This is a genomic window from Terriglobales bacterium (assembly GCA_035567895.1).
Lineage (GTDB): Bacteria > Acidobacteriota > Terriglobia > Terriglobales > Acidobacteriaceae > Gp1-AA112.
On the sequence record DATMPC010000063.1, the window covers coordinates 1 to 20,462 of the forward strand.

Genomic DNA, 20,462 nt, shown 5'->3' on the forward strand with positions numbered 1-20,462 from the left:
CAGCCGGTAGAACTCCGCGACTCCGGGAGTTGCTTTTTCGTCGTACTGGCGGAACTCCGATTCCGACTTGCCTTCCTTGTAGCGGCCTTCGACGAAATCATCCCACTGTTCCAGATTGGAAAGCGGTTCTGTTGCCGGACGGGTAGTCGATGTGCTCATGAGTTCTCTCCGCAATCAATGCCGAAACGTTTCGGTATTATTGTAAGCCGAACCGGCCGCGACTTGCGGAACCGGACCCAACCTGTTCGAGGATTTGGGGTTTGGCCCGCGATGTCCATGCCACCGGGAAAATCTCGACATTACCAAATGGTTTTTACCACCTTGGCTCTGCGAATGCTCTCGTCGGCGGTGACCAGCGGGCAGCCCTCAACCAGGGCTGTAGCTCCAATGATCCGATCCATTGGGTCCTTCGGGTAGGTGCTCGGCAGCTGAACAGATCGCGCGGCGACGTGGCGATTCACAGGCAGGACCGTGAAGCGCGATTCCACTTCTTCGAGGAACGACTCCAACGACACCTGCAGCTCCAGTCGCTTCCGCGCGACTAAACTCGCAACTTCGAACAAAGTGACATCGGACAGAAAAATGCCAGTTCCCTGGTTCCTGGCATCGTCGATCGCCTGCTCTGCCTTCTTAGAGAGCCGGCCCGGATCGAAGAAAATCCAGACGAGTACATGAGTGTCGAGTAGTAGCAGCTTAGTCGAACTCCCAGTCTTCGGCAGGAATGATCGGACTGACTATATCGCCGAGAATCTTGCCTTTACCTTTCATCGAGCCATAAAAATCGTCCCGCTTAGGATCGACGGGCACGAGCTTGGCGACCGGTTTTCCGTGTTTCGTAATGATCACCGTCTCACACTTCGCCTGCACCTCGTCCATCACCGCGAGACACTTACTCTTGAAAAGCCCGGCGGGCATGGTCTTGGTTTTCACTTCGTTTCTCCCTATCCCCCAATTGTGGACATAGTCATAATACCATAGTCATAGATCATGGCGGGACCCGTGTTTTTTCTTGAGCGGCTCCAATTGTGTGATATATCATGATATATACTAATTGAGAGGGGAGAAGGCATGGCGCGCACTGCCAAGCTGTTCCGCAATGGCCGCAGTCAGGCGGTTCGACTGCCGGCGGAATACCGTTTCAATGGTTCGGAAGTGTTTATCCGACGCGATCCGGCAAGTGGGGATGTGATTTTGTCCCGCAGACCTGAATCGTGGCCGGAATTCTTCGAACTCATGAAGACCATCGACGTGCCCGAGGACTTTTTGGCCGACCGGGCAGACGCCCCGCCCCAAAAACGGAAGCTCTTCTGATGGGCTACCTGCTGGATACGAACATCGCCAGCTATGTGATCAAGGGGAATATTCCGCAGGTGCGCCGGCGGCTGCTGAAAGTGCCAATAGCTGAGGTTTCGATTTCAGTAGTCACAGAGGCGGAGTTGCGTTTTGGCGTCGCCAGGAAGCCAGAGGCAGTGCGGCTCAAGATAGCAGTCGAAGAGTTTCTCCTGCGCGTTGATGTCCTGCCTTGGGATTCAGAGGCTGCCAAGCAGTATGCCCAGGTGCGCTCTGCGCTGGAGCGCTCCGGAGACCCGATGGGCAATCTGGATCTCATGATTGCCGCCCATGCGCTTTCCGCTCAAGCGGTACTCGTCACCAACGATCGTGTCTTTCGACGGGTGAAACACCTCAAGATCGAAGATTGGACCAAATAGGCATTTGGCGTCTTTAGTCGTCCTGCACGCCGATGTGATTGTGGCTGCGTTGCGGAGCGCCAGCGGAGGGATAGGGCATCTTCTGCTTAGGTTCAGTAAGGGAAAACACAATCAAAGGCGGGACACCGGCTGATCCCGGACTCAGTCATCGAGAGTAAGCTCGGGCAAACACGCAGCCCAAAATAATCCCGCGAACCCGCCTCAACCCTGCAGCCCTTCCCATGACCATCTGGGAATGATTAAGCCCTGGGGGACATCGTCGGCAGACTCATGGTAGCGCGCCATTGTCGTCGTGGTGGCCCAGGCGAAGTAATCGTGCAACACCCTCCGGAGCGGGTCGGCCGTCAGCCCCACATCTTCCAAAGCCCGATCGAAGCAGGCGATCGCCCGGCGATCCATCTCCGCGTGCACACCATTGCCGCTGTGTATCCGAACCACCGATGTTTCGTCACCATAGGTATCGGAGTAGGTGGTGGGCCCGCCGAGGGCCTCCGCCCAGTACGCGGCCAGTCGCTCGGTGTGTCGAGGATGGAATCCGTGGCTGAAAGCGTGGCCGACAATTTCGTCGGCCATCACCCTGGAGTGCCACGCCTCAGCCAGGCGGAGCAGACCCGTGCGTCCGCCAGCCGCCTCATACACACTCTGCATGGTGAAAGGATATCAGTCGCCGCAACGAAACCCACGCCCAATCCGCCCTCCCAAATGCGGAATCGAATACTCGAAGTAAACCTTACCCTGCGTAGGTATTGCTGCTGCCCATCCTGAGCAAAGTTGAAGGAGCCTGTGTTTCGACTCTGGCGGTTGCTGATCGCTGAGTGCTGATTGCTAATCGCTGGTGTTCTTTGAGTAGTATTCGCAGCCTCCTGCCCGGGTGGAACTAGCTGTACCAATGGGAAGGGGCGGATCAGGCTGTCCCATTGTCACCATGAACAAGCCGAAACAACTCTGGAACAGTACAACTGTCAGTTTTGACAGTTGGCGCAAATTAACATTCGATTCCAATCAGATTTCCCGTTGTGGTATCGAATTCACCACTTGTACTATTGGCAGGCGATAATCCGCGTAGCACAATCTGCCCCCAATCTCGAAATTTGACAGATGTGTCCTGCACGAGCCTGTCGTTGAGAGCGATGCGCAACTCGATTGAGTTGGTTATCGGCGTAGTGCCCCGGCTGTCAACATCTTCACCGTATGTCATGCTGGACCGAGTTGCGAGTGCTGAGATATTTCACCTCGACGCTTGTGCGGCGATGCAGCTTAGGGCGACTCGATAGTCTCCGATATTCTTCTGCATCTTGCACGACTCACCTAGCCCACCTGATTGTTCTTACAGTATTTGTCCTGTTCGAAAGCAGTATCTTCGCACAGGCTCCTGCGGGCGCAATTCGTGGAACTGTTAGTGATGCCACGGGCGCCGTCGTCACGAACGCCAGCGTTCGAGTGCAGCAGCCGCAGACTGGAAGCAACCGCGTGGCACAGGCGGATAATTTCGGCCAATATCAGGTGAGCAATCTCGAGCCGGGCGATTACGAGATCGAGATCGCCGCCCCCAGCTTCAATACCCAAGTACAGCGCATCGCACTTCGCGTGGGAGACAATCTGACAGTTAACTTCCGCTTGCACCCGGGGTTAGTCAGCGAGCGGGTTGTGGTGAACGGCCAGGCATCTGGCCTGAACACCACTGACTTCGCAGTCAACGGCAGCGTAAATCAGGTTCAGATTCAGAACCTACCGCTCAATGGACGCAACTTTCTTGAGCTCGCGCGGCTCGAGCCCGGCGTAAACGTAATTTCAGTCGTCAATCCCGGCACGTTTGCAAACAACTATCAGCGCGTATCGATGGCGGGGGCCCAGTACGTGCTGACACAGGTTACGGTCGATGGAGTCACGGTAGAAGACCGCATCAACGGTGGAACTGCTCAGAACTTTTCGCAAGAAACGGTGCAGGAGTTTCAGGTAGAGCGATTCAGCTTTGATCCTTCGTCGGCCATGAGCGGAACAGGTGGGATTAACATCGTCAGCCGCCGCGGGAATAATGACATCCACGGTGCGGCGTTTTTCTACTACCGCGATCACAACATGGCCGCCTATCCTGGCTTTCGCCGTGACCTCAGCCATCCAGATCCGTATTTTGCCCGAAAGCAGTCCGGTTTCCGGCTTGGGGGTCCGCTGAAGAAGGACCGAGTTTTTTGGTTCACGAACTTTGAGCACAATCGACAAACCGCTGCTGTCGCAATTCAGAACAATCACCCCATCTTTTCCAAGCTGGACGTGGTCTATCCCAGTCCTCTCACCTTTAACCAGTTCAATCTTCGAATCGATGGCAAGCTCAACGAGACCAATACTGCATTTCTTCGCTTCAGCCAGGATAAGAACAACACCGTAGCACCACCCACCGCCGGTCTTTTCATGCCTTCGGATTGGCAATCCAGCCGCAACTCGGCCCTCCAGATTGAAGGTGCGGAGACCTCAGTGCTCAGCTCCCGCATGGTGAACGACCTGCGCTATGCTTTCAGTTATCTGCATAGCCATGTCGGTCCTGTTACCTCGCAGCAGTGCATGGATCCCATAGCATGCATAGGCGTGGGAGGAGCTCTGATTCAGATCTTCGACGCCCCTCAATTTCAAATTGGGAATCGACCCAGTGCTCCCTTCGGCATCGTCCCGCGCACAAACCAGCTTGTTGATACGGTGACATGGCAGCGCGGCGCACACCAGCTTCGCCTGGGGGGCGACTGGGAAAACGTGTACTTGCACGGCTATCGCGCAGTCTACGAACCAGCGCAAATGACCCTGTGGGGCCCAACCAACCTTCTGCAGTCACCATCGCTCAGACCGCTCTACGACTCGTTGCCTGCCAGTCTGAAGGATCTGGCCGGGCCTCCTCCTACGCTCCAGGATATTTTGCAACTACCGCTGCGTAGTTTCATAACGGGAATTGGCAACGTGAGCTTACCCGGGCCGTACAATTCCGACAGCGCGTCCCATAGCAATCTATGGCGGTTCCATGCGCAGGATTCCTGGTCCATCCGTCGCGACCTTACGCTCACTTACGGGGCCGCTTACTCGTATCAGACGAATATCTACAACCAGGATCTGCAACGGCCCGCATACCTTGCGCCTATATTTAACGGGGACCTGCGGCCACCGCATCGTGGCACAAACGTGCTTGATCCATCGGCAGGATTAGCTTGGAATGTGGGGAGCAAGAATAAGACCGTTATCCGTGGGGGCGGCGGGATTTATCACGACAAGGTCGATTTCTTCCTCCCGCTTCTGGAGCGTGGTCAACTGGGTCCTTCGGGTAACCAGCGCGTTCCCGTGGATGGTTCCGTGACTGGACTCAGCTTTTTGAGCACGCCAACCACTTTCCGGGGACAGGATCTGCTTCCCATGCTTCCGGGTATACGCTCCATGCTGTCGTCGAAAGTTGGCGATGGCAGCGGTGACCCCAGCATTAGCACAGTCGAGGTTATTAAACAGGCTGACCAACTGTTCGGTCCCAATCACACAACGAGCTCTGCCATTCACGTAAATGCAGGGATCCAACAGGAATTAACGCCGACTCTCACACTCACTGCAGACTACGTCATGCGGCACTACCTGCACCTTGGCGGCCTTGGGGGTCTGGGTGTCTTCCTAGTTGATCAAAATAAATTCAATCGTCCGATAGTGACCGGGGTTGATCCCAATACGGGCGTGGTATCGTTCGTTCGCAATCCCGTGATCCCACTCTGCACGCCCGCACAGGCTGCGGCACTAAACCCTGCAGACCAATGTTCTACCGGAGCCATGACGGTTTACAGCGGCGGGGCCAGTTATCGTTATCAGGCGCTTCAAGTAAAACTGGACAAACGGTTCTCTTCACGCCTGCAACTCACAGCCAGCTATGCATTGGCGAAGAACACTGGATTTGTTGCGGTCACGCAGTACGACAACAACGCTCTGAATTACGGAAATGTCGGCACGCCGCGGCACACCCTAACTGTGAGCGGAGCCTACGATGTGCCGAAGTTTGGTGGAGAGTCGCGCCTGCTGCGTGGTTTGTTGAATACCTGGATGGTGTCGTTTATCGCGGAGGCTGACAGCTCGCCTCCTCTCGATACCATGTTGACGGGGCTGGACCTTGATGGCGACGGCATCAGCACTACGTTGCTCCCAGGAATCGACAGTCACAATCTACTTGGGCAAGGCCTCAGCCAATCTGAATTGCGCGCGCTGGTGGCGCAGTACAACGCAAGCGTTGATGCGCGCACACGAACGATCACCAATTCCGACGGAACACAAACCGTCATTCGTCCGCGAACACCTTTTAATCAGATCATCAGCCCGATCGTGTTGCCGGCGAAATTCTCAAACGGCGATAGCTTTTTCTCGCACGATTTCCGTTTGACTCGGAGGATTAAGATTAAGGAGCGCGTCTCGGTGTCCCTAATCGGCGAGGTCTTTAACCTCTTCAACGTCGCAAACTTAACGGGGTACAGCAATGTGCTGAATCAACCAAACTACGGCCAGCCGAGTGCCCGTGCCGGACAGGCGTTCGGGACCGGCGGTCCGCGGGCTTTCCAGGTCGCGGCGCGGGTGGAGTTCTGAGCGCATGCGAAAACCGAAGCTCTTCGGTCGGTTGCTGCTTTATCTGGCGATCATCTGGCCAGCGGCCAGCCTGGCCTTGAAGACCCCTGCTGCTGAACCCCAGAAAATAGTTTTGGCTCTCTATGGCGGAAGACCCGACTTACCTGCCAATTTTGTCGTAGATGACATTATTCGCTCAACATTAGAAAAGGAATTGGGATCGCATCTCGATTTCTACGCTGAGTTTCTTGACGCCCAGCGCTGGTCGGAAGGGGAGACTGAGTCTGCTGTTCACGACTACCTTCGGCATAGGTACGCACAGAAAAGGCCTAGTGTGATCATCGCCGTTGCACAACCGGCGATAAGTTTCATGCGGTTATATGGCGATGAGCTCTTCCCTGGCGTCCCGGTCGTCGCATTTGGTGCGCTGGAGATGCTGCGCGATTGGGATCCGCGTCGTCCCATTGCGGGAGCGTTGAGCAAAATCGAGATAAAGGGAACTCTAGAGCTTGCACTCCGCTTGCAGCCGCGGACCCGTGAAGTACTCCTTATCTCAGGAGTCTCACCTAGCGATCAATGGTTCCAATCTCTTGCGCGGAAACAGCTCACCGAACTCGAAAATCGGGTGAAGATCACATACGTCAATAATATTACCCTCGACGACCTAGAGAAAACCGTTGCAACGATTCCGGACGGAACCGTAATCCAGTTCCTTTCTATGGCCCAGGATGCGGCCGGAAACAACCTGCTCAGCGATGAGGTAGTCTCGAGGATCGCAGAGAAAGCGCGTGTTCCCACCTATGCTCATGGTGGCATCTATCTAGGCAGGGGAACTGTTGGCGGAGTTGTCACTAATCCTGAAGCATTAGCCCACGAGACCGCGCAACTCACGCTCCGCGTTCTGCAGGGAGAGCGCATTCAGGGTGTTGCAATTCAGGAAAGCAGGTCCACTGTTCCGATGGTTGATTGGCGGCAACTGCGTCGCTGGGGAATCAGCGAGGAGCGGCTGCCGGCGGGAACTGTGGTGCGATTCCGCGAGCCAAGCGTCTGGGACAGCTACAAGTGGTACATCATCAGCGGGATTTCTTTAATCATCCTGGAAGCGGCGCTGATTACCGCCTTGTTATGGCAGCGCACCCGGCGCAGAAAAGCGGAAGCCGAGTTAGCGGCTGCGCTCGTAGTAGCGCAGGAAAGCGAACAGCGTTTTCGCCGTGTCGCCAATACTGCTCCGGTGATGATCTGGATGTCGGGTACCGATAAGCTATTCACCTACGTCAATCAACCCTGGCTTGACTTCACTAACCGGAGCCTTGCGCAAGAACTGGGGAACGGGTGGTTGGAAAACATCCATGGTGAAGATGTGGCAGCATGCTTTGAAACGTACACCGAAGCCTTCGATCGCCGTGAGCCTTTCACCATGCAGTATCGGCTGCGGCGGCACGACGGAGAATACCGGTGGGTGTTGGATAGAGGCATTCCGCGGTTTGATGGGAATAATTCTTTCGCAGGCTATATCGGGTCCTGCGTGGACATTACCGATCGCAAGTTGGCCGAGGAAGCTCTTTCCAGCGTGAGTCGCAGGCTGATTGATGCGCAAGAGCAGGAGCGGACGCGCATTGCCAGAGAACTGCATGACGATATCAATCAGCGCATCGCGATGGTGGGGATCGAGCTCGATGTGCTTCAGCAGAGCCTTCCCACTTCGGGCGCTGTAGTTCGAAACCGCTTCGAACAACTACGGCACCTCACCGCGGATATTGGCGCTGAGATTCAGGGCATATCTCATCGCTTGCACTCTTCGAAACTGGAGTACCTGGGATTGGTGGCAGCGTGCAAGAGCTTCTGCAGAGAAGCGGCCGACTGGCACAAGGTGGAAGTCGATTTTGCAGCCGAGAATATCTCGCCTGCGTTGCCGCAGGACATCTCTCTCTGTCTGTTTCGAGTGCTGCAAGAATCTTTAAACAATGCGATCAAGCACAGCGGCGCCCAGCGTTTTGAGGCACGTCTGCGCGGCACATCTGACGAGATCCATCTCGCTGTCCGGGATCACGGGATGGGTTTTGATCCGGCTGCGGCGATGATTAGCCGCGGTCTAGGCCTCATCAGCATGCGTGAACGGGTCAGCCTCGTGAAGGGCACGATGTTGATTGCTTCGAAGCTGATGGGCGGTACTGAGATTACTGTTCGCGTTCCCCTGGTTGAAAAGATAGTGACTCAAATCGCGTCAGGAGCGGCTTAAGGAGGGCGAGCAAACCCATGGGATGTCCACGAGTATTGCTGGCAGATGATTCGCAGGAAATACGTGAGCGGGTTAAAGAATTGCTTCAAGAAGACTTTGATATTGTTGGCTCTGTTCAAAATGGGCAACAGGCAATTCAGGCTGCCTCAGTCCTTAATGCCGATCTTCTTGTACTTGACATCTCTATGCCGGGACTCAATGGGATTCAGGTTGCTTCTCGATTGTGCGAGTCAGGATGCAGAACGAAGGTCGTATTCCTGACGATCCACGAAGATCGGGATTACGTTGAGGCGGCATTTTCCGCTGGCGCTTCGGGCTATGTTTGCAAGTCCCGCGTTGCAACCGATCTGATCCCCGCCCTCCAAAGTGTGCTGCGAGGAAAAAGCTTCATCTCTCAATTCGGCCAAGGCATAGACAAGACACGCTCTGAGGTGTCGACCACTCCGCGTGCCACCATGAATTATCGAAGTAGATCCGCCGCATCTTCATAGGTCGTTAACGCCGCCAAGAGTGCTCTTCATGTGCATACCAGCCAGATGAGAGATCGACTACTGAAATAGAGCCTACAATCGAAAATCCGAATCCTTAGGAGATGCCTCACAATGTTTTGATCACGTCAATTCGTGGATGGTCGGCGATTCGGAAATTGGCCCGGATTTGTACATTCCGTGTAGCCCGTCACTGTCGAAGAGATCCCGACATCGCTCGAGGCCTTTTTTACTTTTCAGATGCAACGGTGGTTTAATCATCTCGCAGCGCAACAGGCAGCCGGACTCACCCCAGCAAGAGGCGGCCGAAAACAAGACACAGGATCCTTCGCAACGCTCAGGACGACAAGAGTTGCTGGGGACCCGGACGGGACTCAAGGAGGAATTCACAATGAAGAAACTCAATTTTGTTCTTTCGATCACGGCAATGCTCATCTTCGGCGCAACCGCCTTTGCAGCCGCGCCGCAGGACGCGCAAAGCGGCCAACAGCCCAGTGCACAATCAAAAACAGGACACGGTCACGGAGCCGGCGAGGGCCAGGGTCGCGGAATGGGAATGAATCCGGATGCGATGCTCGAGCACATGTCCAAAGAACTGAATTTGACCGACGACCAGAAGACCAAGATCAAGCCGATCCTGGAAGACCAGTCAAAACAAATGCAGGACCTGCGCCAGAATACGTCCGCATCAGAACAAGACCGTCATGCCAAGATGAAACAGATTCACGAGAGCACGATGAGCCAGCTACGTCCGATCCTAACCTCCGATCAACAGAAGAAGCTGGACGAGATGATGAGCCATCGCGGTGAACACGGCCAGGAGCATCAGCACAGCGGCGACGCAACTACTCCAAAATAAAACAGCAGTATTTCGCCGCCAAAAATCGGGAACACATGGAACGCTTTCTCAGGTTCTGTATCCACAAGGGAAGCGTTCCGTCTGTCCCTCCAAGTTTCTGATACACAGCTTTAGAGCAACCACTAGCGCAACCCGAAGTATCTCGAGCACCAGCAACGCCGGATATTCAGAAACTTCAGAACGACTGGGCAATCTCCATGCGCGAATCCAGCGTAAGCGTCGGATAACGTGCTCCCCCGTCAGGTGGCTCGGGATGCTTGGCGGTTACGGTGAAGTCTGCTCCGTTACAGTCGATTGAGTAGGCGTAGCCATCGCGCTCGGTTCTCGACATGGCGAGGGAGCCGGAGGAGATAAGTTCGTCCAGCGGGATGCACTTCCCATTCTGGGAGACGTACATGCGCTCGCCCTGGCCAATCTGCATCAGATCGCTCTTGACGCCGGTGAGCGTAATCTGCTCCCTCGGCCTGCCAGAGACGGGGATCACCCTTCCCTGGAGATACATGAAATAGAGGCCAAAGCCCAGAGTAGCGGTGACCGATAAGACTCCTAGAATGCGCATGGCTACAGTCTGTGTTGGGTTGAATCGGGCCGCAAGGTTAAATCTTGGTCCGTAGCACGTTAGTAACTCGCAGGAGCGCACAAACAGAAAACACCGCATAAGCGGCGAGCTGGAGCGATGCGTTCGTGTGGTTGAGTTGCTCATAATCGGTGTTTCAACTCTGGGCTGAGCAGCTCTCCTGAGGTCCGCATAATTCCAAGGGCCTAAGGTCAACAGCAATGTCCCAAGGCGCTTGATTCACGGGATGATTCTCTCAACGGACGGCGAGCAGAACGGCGACGTACTGCCGCACTTTGCTGACCAAGCCGGGATCAGCCCTGGAGTGGAATTCGGTATTACGCGCGGCCCAATCCAAACTCTTCAATTGATCGACGAGCACAGCACCTTCGACTTGGTCAATCTTGACGGGCAGAGCAAACGGGTAGGGCTTGCGTTTGCTTGTCAAAGGGCAAACTATAGCCAGGCCGCTAGCCCGGTTGTATCGCTCATCGGTAAGCACTAGAGCAGGTCGTCGTTTGGCTTGCTCGCGACCGATCTGGGGATCGAAATCCATCATCACGATGTCCCCGACCTCGGGGACGTAGCGAGTTACCATTCAACAACTTCCTTCCCAACTTCAGCGCCAGTCGAGATCTCGCCGTATCGGTTTTCGGGAGTGATTTGGGATACCAGCTGTGCCAAGGTAGGCAACTTGGATGGCCGGCGTAATTCGACCAAGCCTTCAGCGGCGGCTTCGACCTCTAGCGAATCACCCTCCTTGAGCCTGGCCTTCTCAATCACCGCTTTTGGAATGCGAACGGCAAGACTATTGCCCCACTTCACCATTTGCGCCTTCATAAACCTCTTCCTCCTAACGATACATAGTATATCCCGTTGTATATATGTTGTATATACGAAGAGGAGTTGGCCACTACCGTTCGAACGGTGAGAACAGTTGATTTACGGGCTGTAATTAACAGGGAGAAAAACAGGGAGAAAAAGTTAGCGAAGCGCAAGAATTGCCGAAAATCGCCGTGTTTTGCGAATTTTTGACAATTCCACAAAAAATAACAGGGAAGGATCAGGGAGAGAACAGGGAGGGATCAGGGAGGGATTTGAAAAGAACAGGGAACATTTTGAGCGGAAGTTTGATTACTTCCGATTAGCCCGTCATCCGGGAGCAATCCTGGACTCGCGTTATACCGGCCAACTTCTCGACTGCTGACCACAGTGGGTCGATGACCAAACCGCGAGCAAATATCTGGCTAGCGCGATTTGCTGATGATGTTCCTGAGTAGCACGAGACCTGCTGAGGGCGATCACAACCTAGATGGGCATCGACTGAAATCTGGGCAACGCCGCCAGTGCTTCGGCGATGGCAGAGTTCTTTAGGTAGTAATCGGTGCTAACGTCGCGGCAGATCCATCAGCACTACGTCTGAGCGCTCCTGCACTCGTTCGACGACTAGGTCACGGCCATCCGGAGAGATGTCGAAGTCGCGGATGTCGAAATCTGGAGGGAAGTTGGTCAACTGTCGCTGGGCTCCAGTTGCCAGGTCTATGAGCCACAGATCCTGATCTGCGACAGCAAAGTACAGCATTCGACGGCAAACGACCGAAGTGCCTGTAATTCCGCTCATTACCGTTTGACCGCAAGGCCGAACTATCCGATTGTTGGCCGCACTTCCACCAATAGGAATGCAGCAATCAAGACACGAGCGATAGGGAGGAAATCGATAATGCGACGAACATCGACGTTTTGGCTGGCAATAGGTTTCGCGCTGATCTTGGCTCAAGCTGTGCATGCAGAATCCTGGCACGCGAAGGTCGGGGGCCAAAGTTTCGATGAGGGAGTGCAGGCGCTGGCGTTCCTGCCAAACGAAATGTGGATACACGCCGGGGACAGCATTACCTGGACTTTCTCTGCCAACGAGAATCATTCGGTAACGTTTCTGAAGGTCGGCCAAACACGTCCCACATTTGCGGCCGGCTGCCCCGGCGGCGCACCGCCAAGCGGCACAACACCGGATGGGTCCTCATTCGATGGCATGAACTGCGTAAACAGCGGATTGATCGCAACTCCCGGAACGACGTATACGGTCAACTTTCCCACTATAGGAAATTTCGTGATTGTGTGCCTGCTGCACGTAAACCAATCCGGGACGATCCATGTTCTTGACCAGTCGGCGCCGCTTCCGCACGATCAGGCGTTCTATGATCGCCAAGCCGCGGCAGAAGAACGCGATCTGCTCTTCGATAGAGACGGAGGACTTGCAGCCAAGCTGAGGGAGGGCGGCGCCAAAGGTTTGGATGATGACGATGCCCATGCTCACCAGGGCATGAAGATCGTAGTCATGGGTGCGGGAGAATATGCGCCAACGCCGGGCGGTGCGCAAAGTGTTTCACGAATGCGCTTTGGCCGAGAGAGCATCGCCATCCACGCAGGCCAGACCGTTGAGTGGGCCAGTTCGGACGTCAGCGGCCACTCTGTCCAGTTTGGGCCAGGAGCGTTTGGTCCACTCGATCCGCTGAAAGCCTCGCCTGGCTTGGTTGTATCTCGCGATGCTGACGGCACCGTGCATGCGATTCTCACCTCTACGAGCGATAACCTCTATTCCGGAAGGATTGCTCCGCAATCCCAGGAACGTACCGGATTGGGACAGCTCGCTCCGGGCGCCACTCGGTTCCGCGTGACGTTTACGACTCCGGGAACATATCCCTATATCTGCGCTTATCACGACGAAATCGGGATGAAGGGCGAAGTCATCGTTCGGCCGTGACTCTTCGCGAAATACCCCTAGCAGATCGTTGACGCGCGTGAGCGGCACTTGGGGGGTGTCGCTCGCGCTGCGCCTAGGGACCTTCAATGGGGAGGAGGTCGACAGATGCAACGAAAGTTGATGTGGACTGCCTTGACGACTGCAGCGCTGGTCATCCTCACATTTCAGCGCGCCGGGAGCAGTTCGGCGACCCCGCTGGATGCCAGATTCAGCTCAACAACGCTCGCAGTCGGTCGATTTAGTGAGATCAATGTTGCTCTCTCGAGCTTCACGGCGGCAGAGGATAACCGCATTCACTGGATCTCACGACAGCAGACGCGAGGATCGTCAGACTTGTATGTGCAAAGCACTGTCTGGCAGGCAGGAGGCAGTACCGGCTGGCACACCCATTCCGGACACAGTCTGATCATCGTTACGGCAGGTACGGTGACGGACTACGACGGCAACGATCCTGACTGCAAGCCGTACGTGTACAAGCAAGGCATGGGTTTCGTCGATCCACGGAGGTGACCACATCCACATCCTGCGGAACGAAACCGGCGCTGTGGCAAAAACCATCGCCGTCCAACTGATTCCGGCCGCAGCAAATGTCCACGTTGATGTTGCAGATCCCGGGCACTGCAGCTTCTGAAAAGGGAAGAAGACACAAGGACCCTCGGCTCGAACGAACCCAATTGGAAATTAGACCCGAATCTGCAATGGAGGGAAGAACCATGAAATCAGCAAAGGCGACCATTTTGGGCCTGTCTATCATCGTTCTGATCCCTTGAGCGTAGGTCGGTAACTCCCGAGTCGTCGGCAACTCGGAAGTTAAGCACACCGTCAACACGCTCGACCTCAGAGTATTTTGAATGAGCCCTGTATTCGCGCAGCTCACTGGCGTGCTGCTGAAGCGCTTCGATTTGGCAGAGTCTGAAGACCCGAGAGTGCTGCTTATGTTCGGCCGGATTCTCGAATCTCTTTGGTATCTGCGGTCAACAGCACGATGGCCGCAACGGCACAGGCAATTCCGAGACTGTGCTGAAGGCTTGCGCGTTCGCCAAACAGATGGGGTGTCAGGAAGGCCACGAGTACCGGATAGAGTGCACTCAAAGGTTCTACAATCGATACTTTCCCGCCGTGGCGCAGTGCCAACAACAGAGCCAGGAAGCCAAACGCACACAGAACTCCATTCGCGAGCGCCCAAATCAAACTTGAAGTCGGATATCTCCAGAAAACGTGAGGAAAGGCAACCGCCTGCAGCAGCATGAAGCCAATTGCTACCCACACTAATGCCGCGGCCGGGGCCAGGTGATCAGTCGCAAGCTTCTCAAACAGACCGAGCACACCCCAGGCGATCACTACGATGAGACAAAGCCCCAGCCAAAGGAAGAATTGCATAGAGTCTCAGAGCGAAAATAGAAGAATTGCTAGGCCGGAGAAGCAGAGGCCAGCGATCTGTGACCTGGTTAAGCGCTCCTTCAAGAACACGAGAGCGCATATGACCGTAATGGCCGGATAGAGCGAAGTAATTCCGGTTGTAGCTGCTGTGTTGTCGCCGGTTCGGTAGGCCGCGAACGATGCGAGTCCTCCGCCTGCCAGCAGTACGCCGCTGATCACCGAATAGAGCTTTCCTTTGCGGCTGGACTGCACACTCCCTTTTGCAAATCCTGCGATCCCGATGCTCACGAAAAGGAAGCCGAGCGCAGCGACGAACTGCATCGTTGATGGCGGAAGCTTCGACGATCCTACTTTTGCGGTGATCGCCCATGCTGTCCAGCACACGAGAGACATCAATGAGTACCAGAACCACTTAGCGCGCAAGCGTGTTGCGAATGGCAAGGCCGACTTCCGGAATGACTCGCCGCTCTGCCTGCGGTCGCCCTTCGTTCTGGCGCCAGGCCAGAATTCAAAAGAATCCAGCGTTGAAGATGAGACGGAGAGCCTCGTCTGCGGGAGACTGACGCTCGCGCCTGCGGACTGTATTTTGGGTTCCTCTACGACAGGCATGCAGCGTGGCTCCGGAAGTACAGCAATTCTTTGGGACAATCGTAACGAGGCGTCCGAAGCTCCGAAAGATCACTGAAGTTTGCAGGTCGATCTGAAGTTCTAGGATTAGCGCATAAATCCTGTGCCGACTAGCTTATCGGGGCCTGGTTACGGCAGTAACTCCCAGGCAATTGGAATACGTGCGAATCCACTTCTTAAGTATGTTTGGCGGGGTTGAGACATATTGCAGGCCTACCATTCGGCCGGAGTGCCAGCGAGGGGCTGCTTCGAGCGATATCGGGTCTGCGTCGTGCAAACTCCAGGTAAGGCGAATTCGTTGAGGAAGTTCGATCGTCCGCCGCAGGCGCACCGCCATTCCTCCGCATCCGACATTTACGGTAAGACCATTCAAAGCTATGGTGCCGGTATCGAGCGTCACTCTGGTCACGATCGGAATGCGGTCGCGTAGCGTCACGCGGCGGAAGATCAGCGGAGCGGTCTTGTCCACAGCCGCGCGAATTTCCGTGTCGGCGCATTGCTCCAGCAGGACATTGATGCGCAGATCGGGCAATCCTAGTATTTGCTGTTCGGATCCAACACCGAATATGAGACCACGACCGTCGACAAACTGGGGAAAAGCCTTTAGAGCGGCGATTGCCTTTTGGTTGATGGCGACGGCGCACGCGTTCACGAACTCCCCGTTGTGTGTGAGCTCACTGTCAGACGATGTGATCGTGACGGAGATATTGCGCTGTTCGAAGTAACTGGCGAACTTCTGTATTTTATCGGCGGAAACTTCGATCCCGAAAAGTCTTAAAGCTCGCCGATGCTGCTTGTCGGCAAAAGAAGAAAGACTGGTACCATTCGCGGCACTCGGCTTGACCGTCGCTGTCGTAGTCGCACCGTTGCCCCGGCTGCTCAATTTAGAACCGCACCTCGACTACCGCGGTGGTCTCACGCGGGACGGGCTCATACTTCCACTCTTTCAGCGACTCGATCGCAGCCTGTGCCAGAAGGGGATGACCGCCGATATATTCAGAACGGCGCACGCTGCCCTGCGGACTGATCCAAAGCTTAATCTTGACCATACCATGCAGATTCATCTGCTTCGCGATTTGCGGATATTGTGGGTCCTGCCTGGAGACGAGCTTTCGCTCTTTCCCATCCTGGGCTCCGACACTTCCAATCAGCAGGAGGCTAAGTAACATGATGTATCCGATGTTTCTCATTGATAACCTCAGAACACAAACCGCACTACTGCCTGCAGCAGACGCGGATCGCGAACGCGATCGACGTACCCAAAGGTACTTGTGTTGGTAATGTTTCCGTCAGGATTCAGGAACTGCGTATGGTTAAACAGATTGAATGCTTCACCCCGAACTTCCAGCTTCCATGACTCACGAATTGCAAACGCACGGTGCAAGCCCAAATCAAAGTTGAAAATTCCAGGCCCGCAGCAGATAGTCCGGGGAGCAGTACCGATCTGACCCAGCTGCGCATCCGTGAAGCTGGCGGGATCGAAATAGAGGCCTCCTGTCCGTTGTGGACTTAAGATGTGCAATGGAGCGATCTGGTCGGGTTCACCGGGCGCCAAGTAGTCGATACTACCCATGAGCTCTCGATCACTGGTGCTTGTGAATCGAATCGGGAATCCAGACTGGAACGTCGCAATACCTGAAGTGGACCACCCGTTCAGAATGCGGCGCGCCCAAAGACTTCCATGGAACTGTGGCAGGATCCAGTAATAGCTGACTACGGCGCGGCGTTCAGCGTCGAACAGCGACAGTGATCTGGATCTTGCCGGGTTCAACGGATTCACAATCTCTTCCACGCTCGACGCAGTATCGAGAGACTTACTCCACGTGTACGACGCCAGCAGTTCAAGGCCGTGAGAATAATTGTGCCGAACGAGTGCCTGGAACGAGTTATAGGCCGACTTTGCAACCGGCTGCATGGAAAAGATGCTGGTGAAAACGGGTATGCCGTCGGGAGGACATCCGGCGCCTGTCGTGGGAGCACAGAGAGGTGATGAGTATGGTCTGAGTCCTACCAGAGTGATGTCCGATGAATTGGGCCCGGTGATACTCGGTACAGATCCATACGGCAAGTGCAGAGTCACTCCTGCGGGAATCCCTCCCGCGGGAATCGTGTAGGAATTATCCGCGCCGTACGGACCACACGACTGTCCGGGGATGAGGTTCAGATCCAGACAGGTCTGCGCATTCCCAGGATTCTGATCCATGATGGCGAGCAGGCGGTGTCCCTGGCTGCCGACATATCCCAGCTGCAGAAGCGTGTTCTGGGAGATCTCACGCTGCAACGTCAGGTGATATTGCTCCGCGTATTGACTCGGCAGAGTCTTTGGAAAGTTACCGAATAGTTCGATCGGCCGGAACATAGAGAAATCAACTGGAGTTCCCGGAACGGGATTCAAGACGCCATGGAATGGATTCGGATTTGCCGTTCCGTCCTGCGCCAAGAATGGAGTGTTGAAGAACGGATTGGAGAGAAACGCACTTCCACCAAACGGAGGCTGCGCCGTGAACTGGGCCTGAACCAGCTCTTCCACTCCGTCGTAGAACATGCCCCAGCCAGCGCGAACGCTCGATCGTCCGGGACCTCCGGTTAATTTCGCCAGCGGCCCGCTGCTCCAATTCGGCGACCATGCCAGGCCCAGGCGCGGAGCGAAAGATTTCTTGTACGTGTTTGTCAGTCCAGCGGGAACGCCAGGGTCTCCGGGAAATACCAGTCCAAACGGGAACACTGCATTCGCCGGTCCTTGTGAAGAACAGTCGCTGCTGCCGAACGTGGTTGCTAGAGGATTACCCACATCCAGTTGGCATGGATACATCGCGCTCGCTTGTCCGGGACGGAAAGCCTGTATCCGTTTTCCAGCATCGGCTTGTGGCGTCATCAACTCCCAGCGCAGTCCATAGTTGAAGGAAAGATTCCGTCGAACTCGCCAGTTGTCTTGTCCGAAGAAGGCTACTTGAGCGGTGCGCACATCTTGCGCGTTGGATGAGCCTTGAGCATACGTGTCGGGAAGTCCAAGCAGATAATTCGGAAACAGATTGGCGTAGCCAACATCGTTGGGGCCACCGCCGCTGAATTCGATGTCACCGTTGATGTTGTAGGCGAAGATCTGCGCCATTCGTTCATTTCGCCAGTCGCTGCCGACTTTCAATGTATGCTGGCCAAGCACGCGCGTGAATGCATCGGAAGCCTCGTATACGTTTGCTCCCTGCGAGAAGCTTCCATTTTTGTTATTACCGATGGTGAAGCCGCCTGCGATGTTAACGAATGGCGTGCCTTCACGATTTGCCCCATAGCCGGGAGTAATTCCTAATTCGGGATTGCCAGGAGCGGTGAAGCACGAGGTGGAGGGCACCTTCACGCAGGAGTCCTGCACGAGGTGCGTGGCTTGCGGCGACTGGAACTTGCCCTGTCCCTGGCGGAAATACGCGAGTCGCGCCTCGTTTGTGCTCTTCGCATTCACGGCCCAGCTGTGGAACAGACTCAGTTGCTGGAAACGGCTGGCTGTCTGGTCTCCAAAGCCCGGTATGCTCGCTCCATCTCCCTGGAAGGTTGAAAATGGATTAAGAATGTTGCCATCGGCGACGTAATAATAAAGAGCAAGCTTCTGCTGGCTGCTGAAGTTGTGATCAAACCGCAACGTGCCCTGATCTTGTCTCTGATTGGAATTCGCAGTCGTCCGGTAACTGTTCGTACCCAGGTTCGGCAGCGGTATCAGCGACGAAAGAAGATCGTTCGCAGTCGGATCAAAACACTGCGCTGGAATTGTATTATTCGGGAAGATGCTCGCATATGGTGTGTTCCCCGCGATCTGAGCTCCACCAGCGGCGGCTACCGCGGCTGCGCAGCCGGGTCGCGCATTCAGCACTTGAGCGACGGTGGCATCGCTCAGCGTGCCGGCAAACCCGGCTCCGGCGGAGAAATCGCCAATCCTCTCTTGTGCCGTGGGTACGGGAACAACATTCGAGGTGACGCCCTTGGTTACGTGCCGCCCTTCATACGAGGCAAAGAAGAACGTCTTGTCCTTGCGGATCGGACCGCCCAAGGTGCTCCCGAACTCATTTTGTCGAAACTCGTTCTTTTGTGGATCGAAGTAGCCGCGGGCGTTGAGCGAGTCGTTGCGAATAAAGTCGTAAGCTGTTCCGTGAAAGCTGTTGGTTCCTGACTTCGTGACCACATTCAACACTGAACCAGAGTTGTTTCCCAATTCGGCGTCGTAGTTGTGGGATATAACGCGGAACTCTTGGATTGAGTCGGGCGACGGTTGCACCGCCGGCGCATTCACGAACAATTCGGCTCCGTGAGTGCCATTTACGTTATAAACGTTGGAACGTGCGCGGCCGCCACTGACCGAAACCACTCCCGGCTGGTTACTCCCATAAAAGAGGTTGGCGCCTACGGTGCTCTGTACTCCGGGCTGAAGCTGCAACAACTCGTAGGTGTCTCGCGCCTTCAAGGGCAACTTTGACACGGCCGTATCGTCCATGACCACACCCAACTGAGTATTCGTAGATTCAATGTTGGCACCAGTCTTCCCAGAATGGTCAATTGGATCTCTTGGATTTCCGAGCCCGAGAACCAAGTTGAGATTCACGGCTTGGCCTATGCCCAGGTGTACGTCATGAAGTTCGAGCTTCGGGTGTCCTTCGGCCGTAACTTGGAGGGAATACTCACCGACCGGCAGAGCGGCGATCTCAAAGTCACCGGCTTCGTTCGTACTGGCCGCGCGGATCACCGCGCTGTGACTGTCTTGAGCAATAACAAAGGCGCTGACGACCGGCTTTCCATCCTTATCGTGGACACTGCCGCGCAGGTCTCCACTGTTTTGGGCGAACGCGCTCGCCGCCAGCAGGAGCGCTGCACCCGCCGCTAATAAATGGGGTTTTCTCATTCAAGCCTCGATCTGATCAATATCCGGGTAATCGAGGCTTGTAGCACGGAAAATGCTGATCCGCGACATTACGAAGGTTTTAGTAACTCTCGGTGTTCTTTTCACTGACTAGGTGGCGCACCCTTCGGATTCAGCTGAAGAGCCACAATCCGGAGTAATGGATTCGTCGATCCGATTAGTACTCACAAAAGCGTTTGCGTTGATTAACGCGTCAACTCCCGGATTGTCGGCTACACGGAAGTTATCCAGAAACGGGCTTCGAGGAGATCTCTTCGCCGCAGCACATTCCCAGAAGAGGACTTCTGGCCCGGGGAGTTGTTCAAAGTTAGGAAATTTAGTATCGCAAACGGTCGTAGGAAGTCTTCGTGAGCGGCGCGGAGCCGTTT

Annotated in this window: 20 protein-coding genes; 8 read left to right on the forward strand and 12 right to left on the reverse strand. The window is 55.2% G+C overall.

Going from position 1 to position 20,462, the window contains the following annotated elements; translation table 11 throughout:
• Positions 1-299: 299 nt before the first annotated feature.
• Positions 300-719: a type II toxin-antitoxin system VapC family toxin gene (locus VNX88_14080; protein HWY69794.1), complete on the reverse strand. Its 420-nt coding sequence runs from the start codon at positions 717-719 to the stop codon at positions 300-302.
• The gene (locus VNX88_14085) at positions 694-930 is read right to left on the reverse strand and encodes a type II toxin-antitoxin system Phd/YefM family antitoxin (protein ID HWY69795.1); all 237 of its coding nucleotides are present in this window, start codon (positions 928-930) and stop codon (positions 694-696) included. Before VNX88_14085 ends, VNX88_14080 begins: the two co-directional genes overlap by 26 nt.
• 138 nt (positions 931-1,068) lie before the next feature.
• Here VNX88_14085 and vapB point away from each other — a divergent pair, with 138 nt between their 5' ends.
• Both vapB and VNX88_14095 read left to right on the forward strand, forming a co-directional pair.
• Positions 1,069-1,311: a type II toxin-antitoxin system VapB family antitoxin gene (vapB, locus tag VNX88_14090; protein ID HWY69796.1), complete on the forward strand. Its 243-nt coding sequence runs from the start codon at positions 1,069-1,071 to the stop codon at positions 1,309-1,311.
• Positions 1,311-1,709, forward strand: a complete 399-nt coding sequence (locus tag VNX88_14095; protein ID HWY69797.1) for a type II toxin-antitoxin system VapC family toxin — start codon at positions 1,311-1,313, stop codon at positions 1,707-1,709. Before vapB ends, VNX88_14095 begins: the two co-directional genes overlap by 1 nt.
• 201 nt (positions 1,710-1,910) lie before the next feature.
• Here VNX88_14095 and VNX88_14100 read toward each other — a convergent pair whose 3' ends face one another.
• Entirely contained in the window at positions 1,911-2,357 is a 447-nt protein-coding gene (locus VNX88_14100) for a group II truncated hemoglobin (GenBank protein ID HWY69798.1), read from the reverse strand.
• A gap of 567 nt (positions 2,358-2,924) precedes the next feature.
• Here VNX88_14100 and VNX88_14105 point away from each other — a divergent pair.
• The 4 genes from VNX88_14105 (at position 2,925) to VNX88_14120 (ending at position 9,867) form a co-directional block, all read left to right on the forward strand.
• Positions 2,925-6,302 (forward strand): carboxypeptidase regulatory-like domain-containing protein, encoded by a 3,378-nt coding sequence (locus tag VNX88_14105; GenBank protein HWY69799.1) that lies wholly within the window; start codon positions 2,925-2,927, stop codon positions 6,300-6,302.
• A gap of 4 nt (positions 6,303-6,306) precedes the next feature.
• On the forward strand, positions 6,307-8,520 hold the full coding sequence (locus tag VNX88_14110) for a PAS domain S-box protein (GenBank protein ID HWY69800.1): 2,214 nt from the start codon (positions 6,307-6,309) through the stop codon (positions 8,518-8,520).
• Positions 8,521-8,555: 35 nt separating this feature from the next.
• Entirely contained in the window at positions 8,556-9,011 is a 456-nt protein-coding gene (locus VNX88_14115; GenBank protein HWY69801.1) for a response regulator transcription factor, read from the forward strand.
• 388 nt (positions 9,012-9,399) lie between these two features.
• Entirely contained in the window at positions 9,400-9,867 is a 468-nt protein-coding gene (locus tag VNX88_14120; GenBank protein HWY69802.1) for a hypothetical protein, read from the forward strand.
• A gap of 175 nt (positions 9,868-10,042) precedes the next feature.
• Here the strand turns inward: VNX88_14120 and VNX88_14125 are convergent, their stop codons facing one another.
• The 4 genes from VNX88_14125 to VNX88_14140 form a co-directional block, all read right to left on the reverse strand.
• On the reverse strand, positions 10,043-10,426 hold the full coding sequence (locus VNX88_14125; GenBank protein HWY69803.1) for a hypothetical protein: 384 nt from the start codon (positions 10,424-10,426) through the stop codon (positions 10,043-10,045).
• A gap of 253 nt (positions 10,427-10,679) precedes the next feature.
• The gene (locus VNX88_14130; protein HWY69804.1) at positions 10,680-11,021 is read right to left on the reverse strand and encodes a type II toxin-antitoxin system PemK/MazF family toxin; all 342 of its coding nucleotides are present in this window, start codon (positions 11,019-11,021) and stop codon (positions 10,680-10,682) included.
• A complete protein-coding gene (locus VNX88_14135) occupies positions 11,015-11,263 on the reverse strand; it encodes an AbrB/MazE/SpoVT family DNA-binding domain-containing protein (GenBank protein HWY69805.1) in 249 nt (82 codons plus the stop codon). Before VNX88_14135 ends, VNX88_14130 begins: the two co-directional genes overlap by 7 nt.
• Positions 11,264-11,810: 547 nt before the next feature.
• Positions 11,811-12,044, reverse strand: a complete 234-nt coding sequence (locus tag VNX88_14140) for a hypothetical protein (protein HWY69806.1) — start codon at positions 12,042-12,044, stop codon at positions 11,811-11,813.
• A gap of 99 nt (positions 12,045-12,143) precedes the next feature.
• On the opposite strand from VNX88_14140, the gene VNX88_14145 reads away from it, so the two are divergent.
• On the forward strand, positions 12,144-13,184 hold the full coding sequence (locus VNX88_14145) for a plastocyanin/azurin family copper-binding protein (protein HWY69807.1): 1,041 nt from the start codon (positions 12,144-12,146) through the stop codon (positions 13,182-13,184).
• Positions 13,185-13,289: 105 nt separating this feature from the next.
• Positions 13,290-13,694 carry a hypothetical protein gene (locus VNX88_14150; protein ID HWY69808.1) on the forward strand — a complete coding sequence of 135 codons (405 nt, stop codon included), beginning with the start codon at positions 13,290-13,292 and terminating at the stop codon, positions 13,692-13,694.
• A 423-nt stretch (positions 13,695-14,117) separates the two neighbouring features.
• Here the strand turns inward: VNX88_14150 and VNX88_14155 are convergent, their stop codons facing one another.
• The 5 genes from VNX88_14155 to VNX88_14175 all read right to left on the reverse strand — a co-directional run bounded on the left by VNX88_14155 (position 14,118) and on the right by VNX88_14175 (position 20,076).
• Positions 14,118-14,564: an EamA family transporter gene (locus tag VNX88_14155; protein HWY69809.1), complete on the reverse strand. Its 447-nt coding sequence runs from the start codon at positions 14,562-14,564 to the stop codon at positions 14,118-14,120.
• Between the two features lie 6 nt (positions 14,565-14,570).
• Entirely contained in the window at positions 14,571-15,005 is a 435-nt protein-coding gene (locus tag VNX88_14160) for an EamA family transporter (protein HWY69810.1), read from the reverse strand.
• 301 nt (positions 15,006-15,306) lie between these two features.
• Positions 15,307-16,074, reverse strand: coding sequence for a PilZ domain-containing protein (locus tag VNX88_14165; protein ID HWY69811.1), 768 nt, complete (start codon positions 16,072-16,074; stop codon positions 15,307-15,309).
• Position 16,075: 1 nt separating this feature from the next.
• Entirely contained in the window at positions 16,076-16,381 is a 306-nt protein-coding gene (locus VNX88_14170) for an energy transducer TonB (protein HWY69812.1), read from the reverse strand.
• 8 nt (positions 16,382-16,389) lie between these two features.
• The gene (locus tag VNX88_14175; protein HWY69813.1) at positions 16,390-20,076 is read right to left on the reverse strand and encodes a carboxypeptidase regulatory-like domain-containing protein; all 3,687 of its coding nucleotides are present in this window, start codon (positions 20,074-20,076) and stop codon (positions 16,390-16,392) included.
• Between the last annotated feature and the right edge of the window lie 386 nt (positions 20,077-20,462).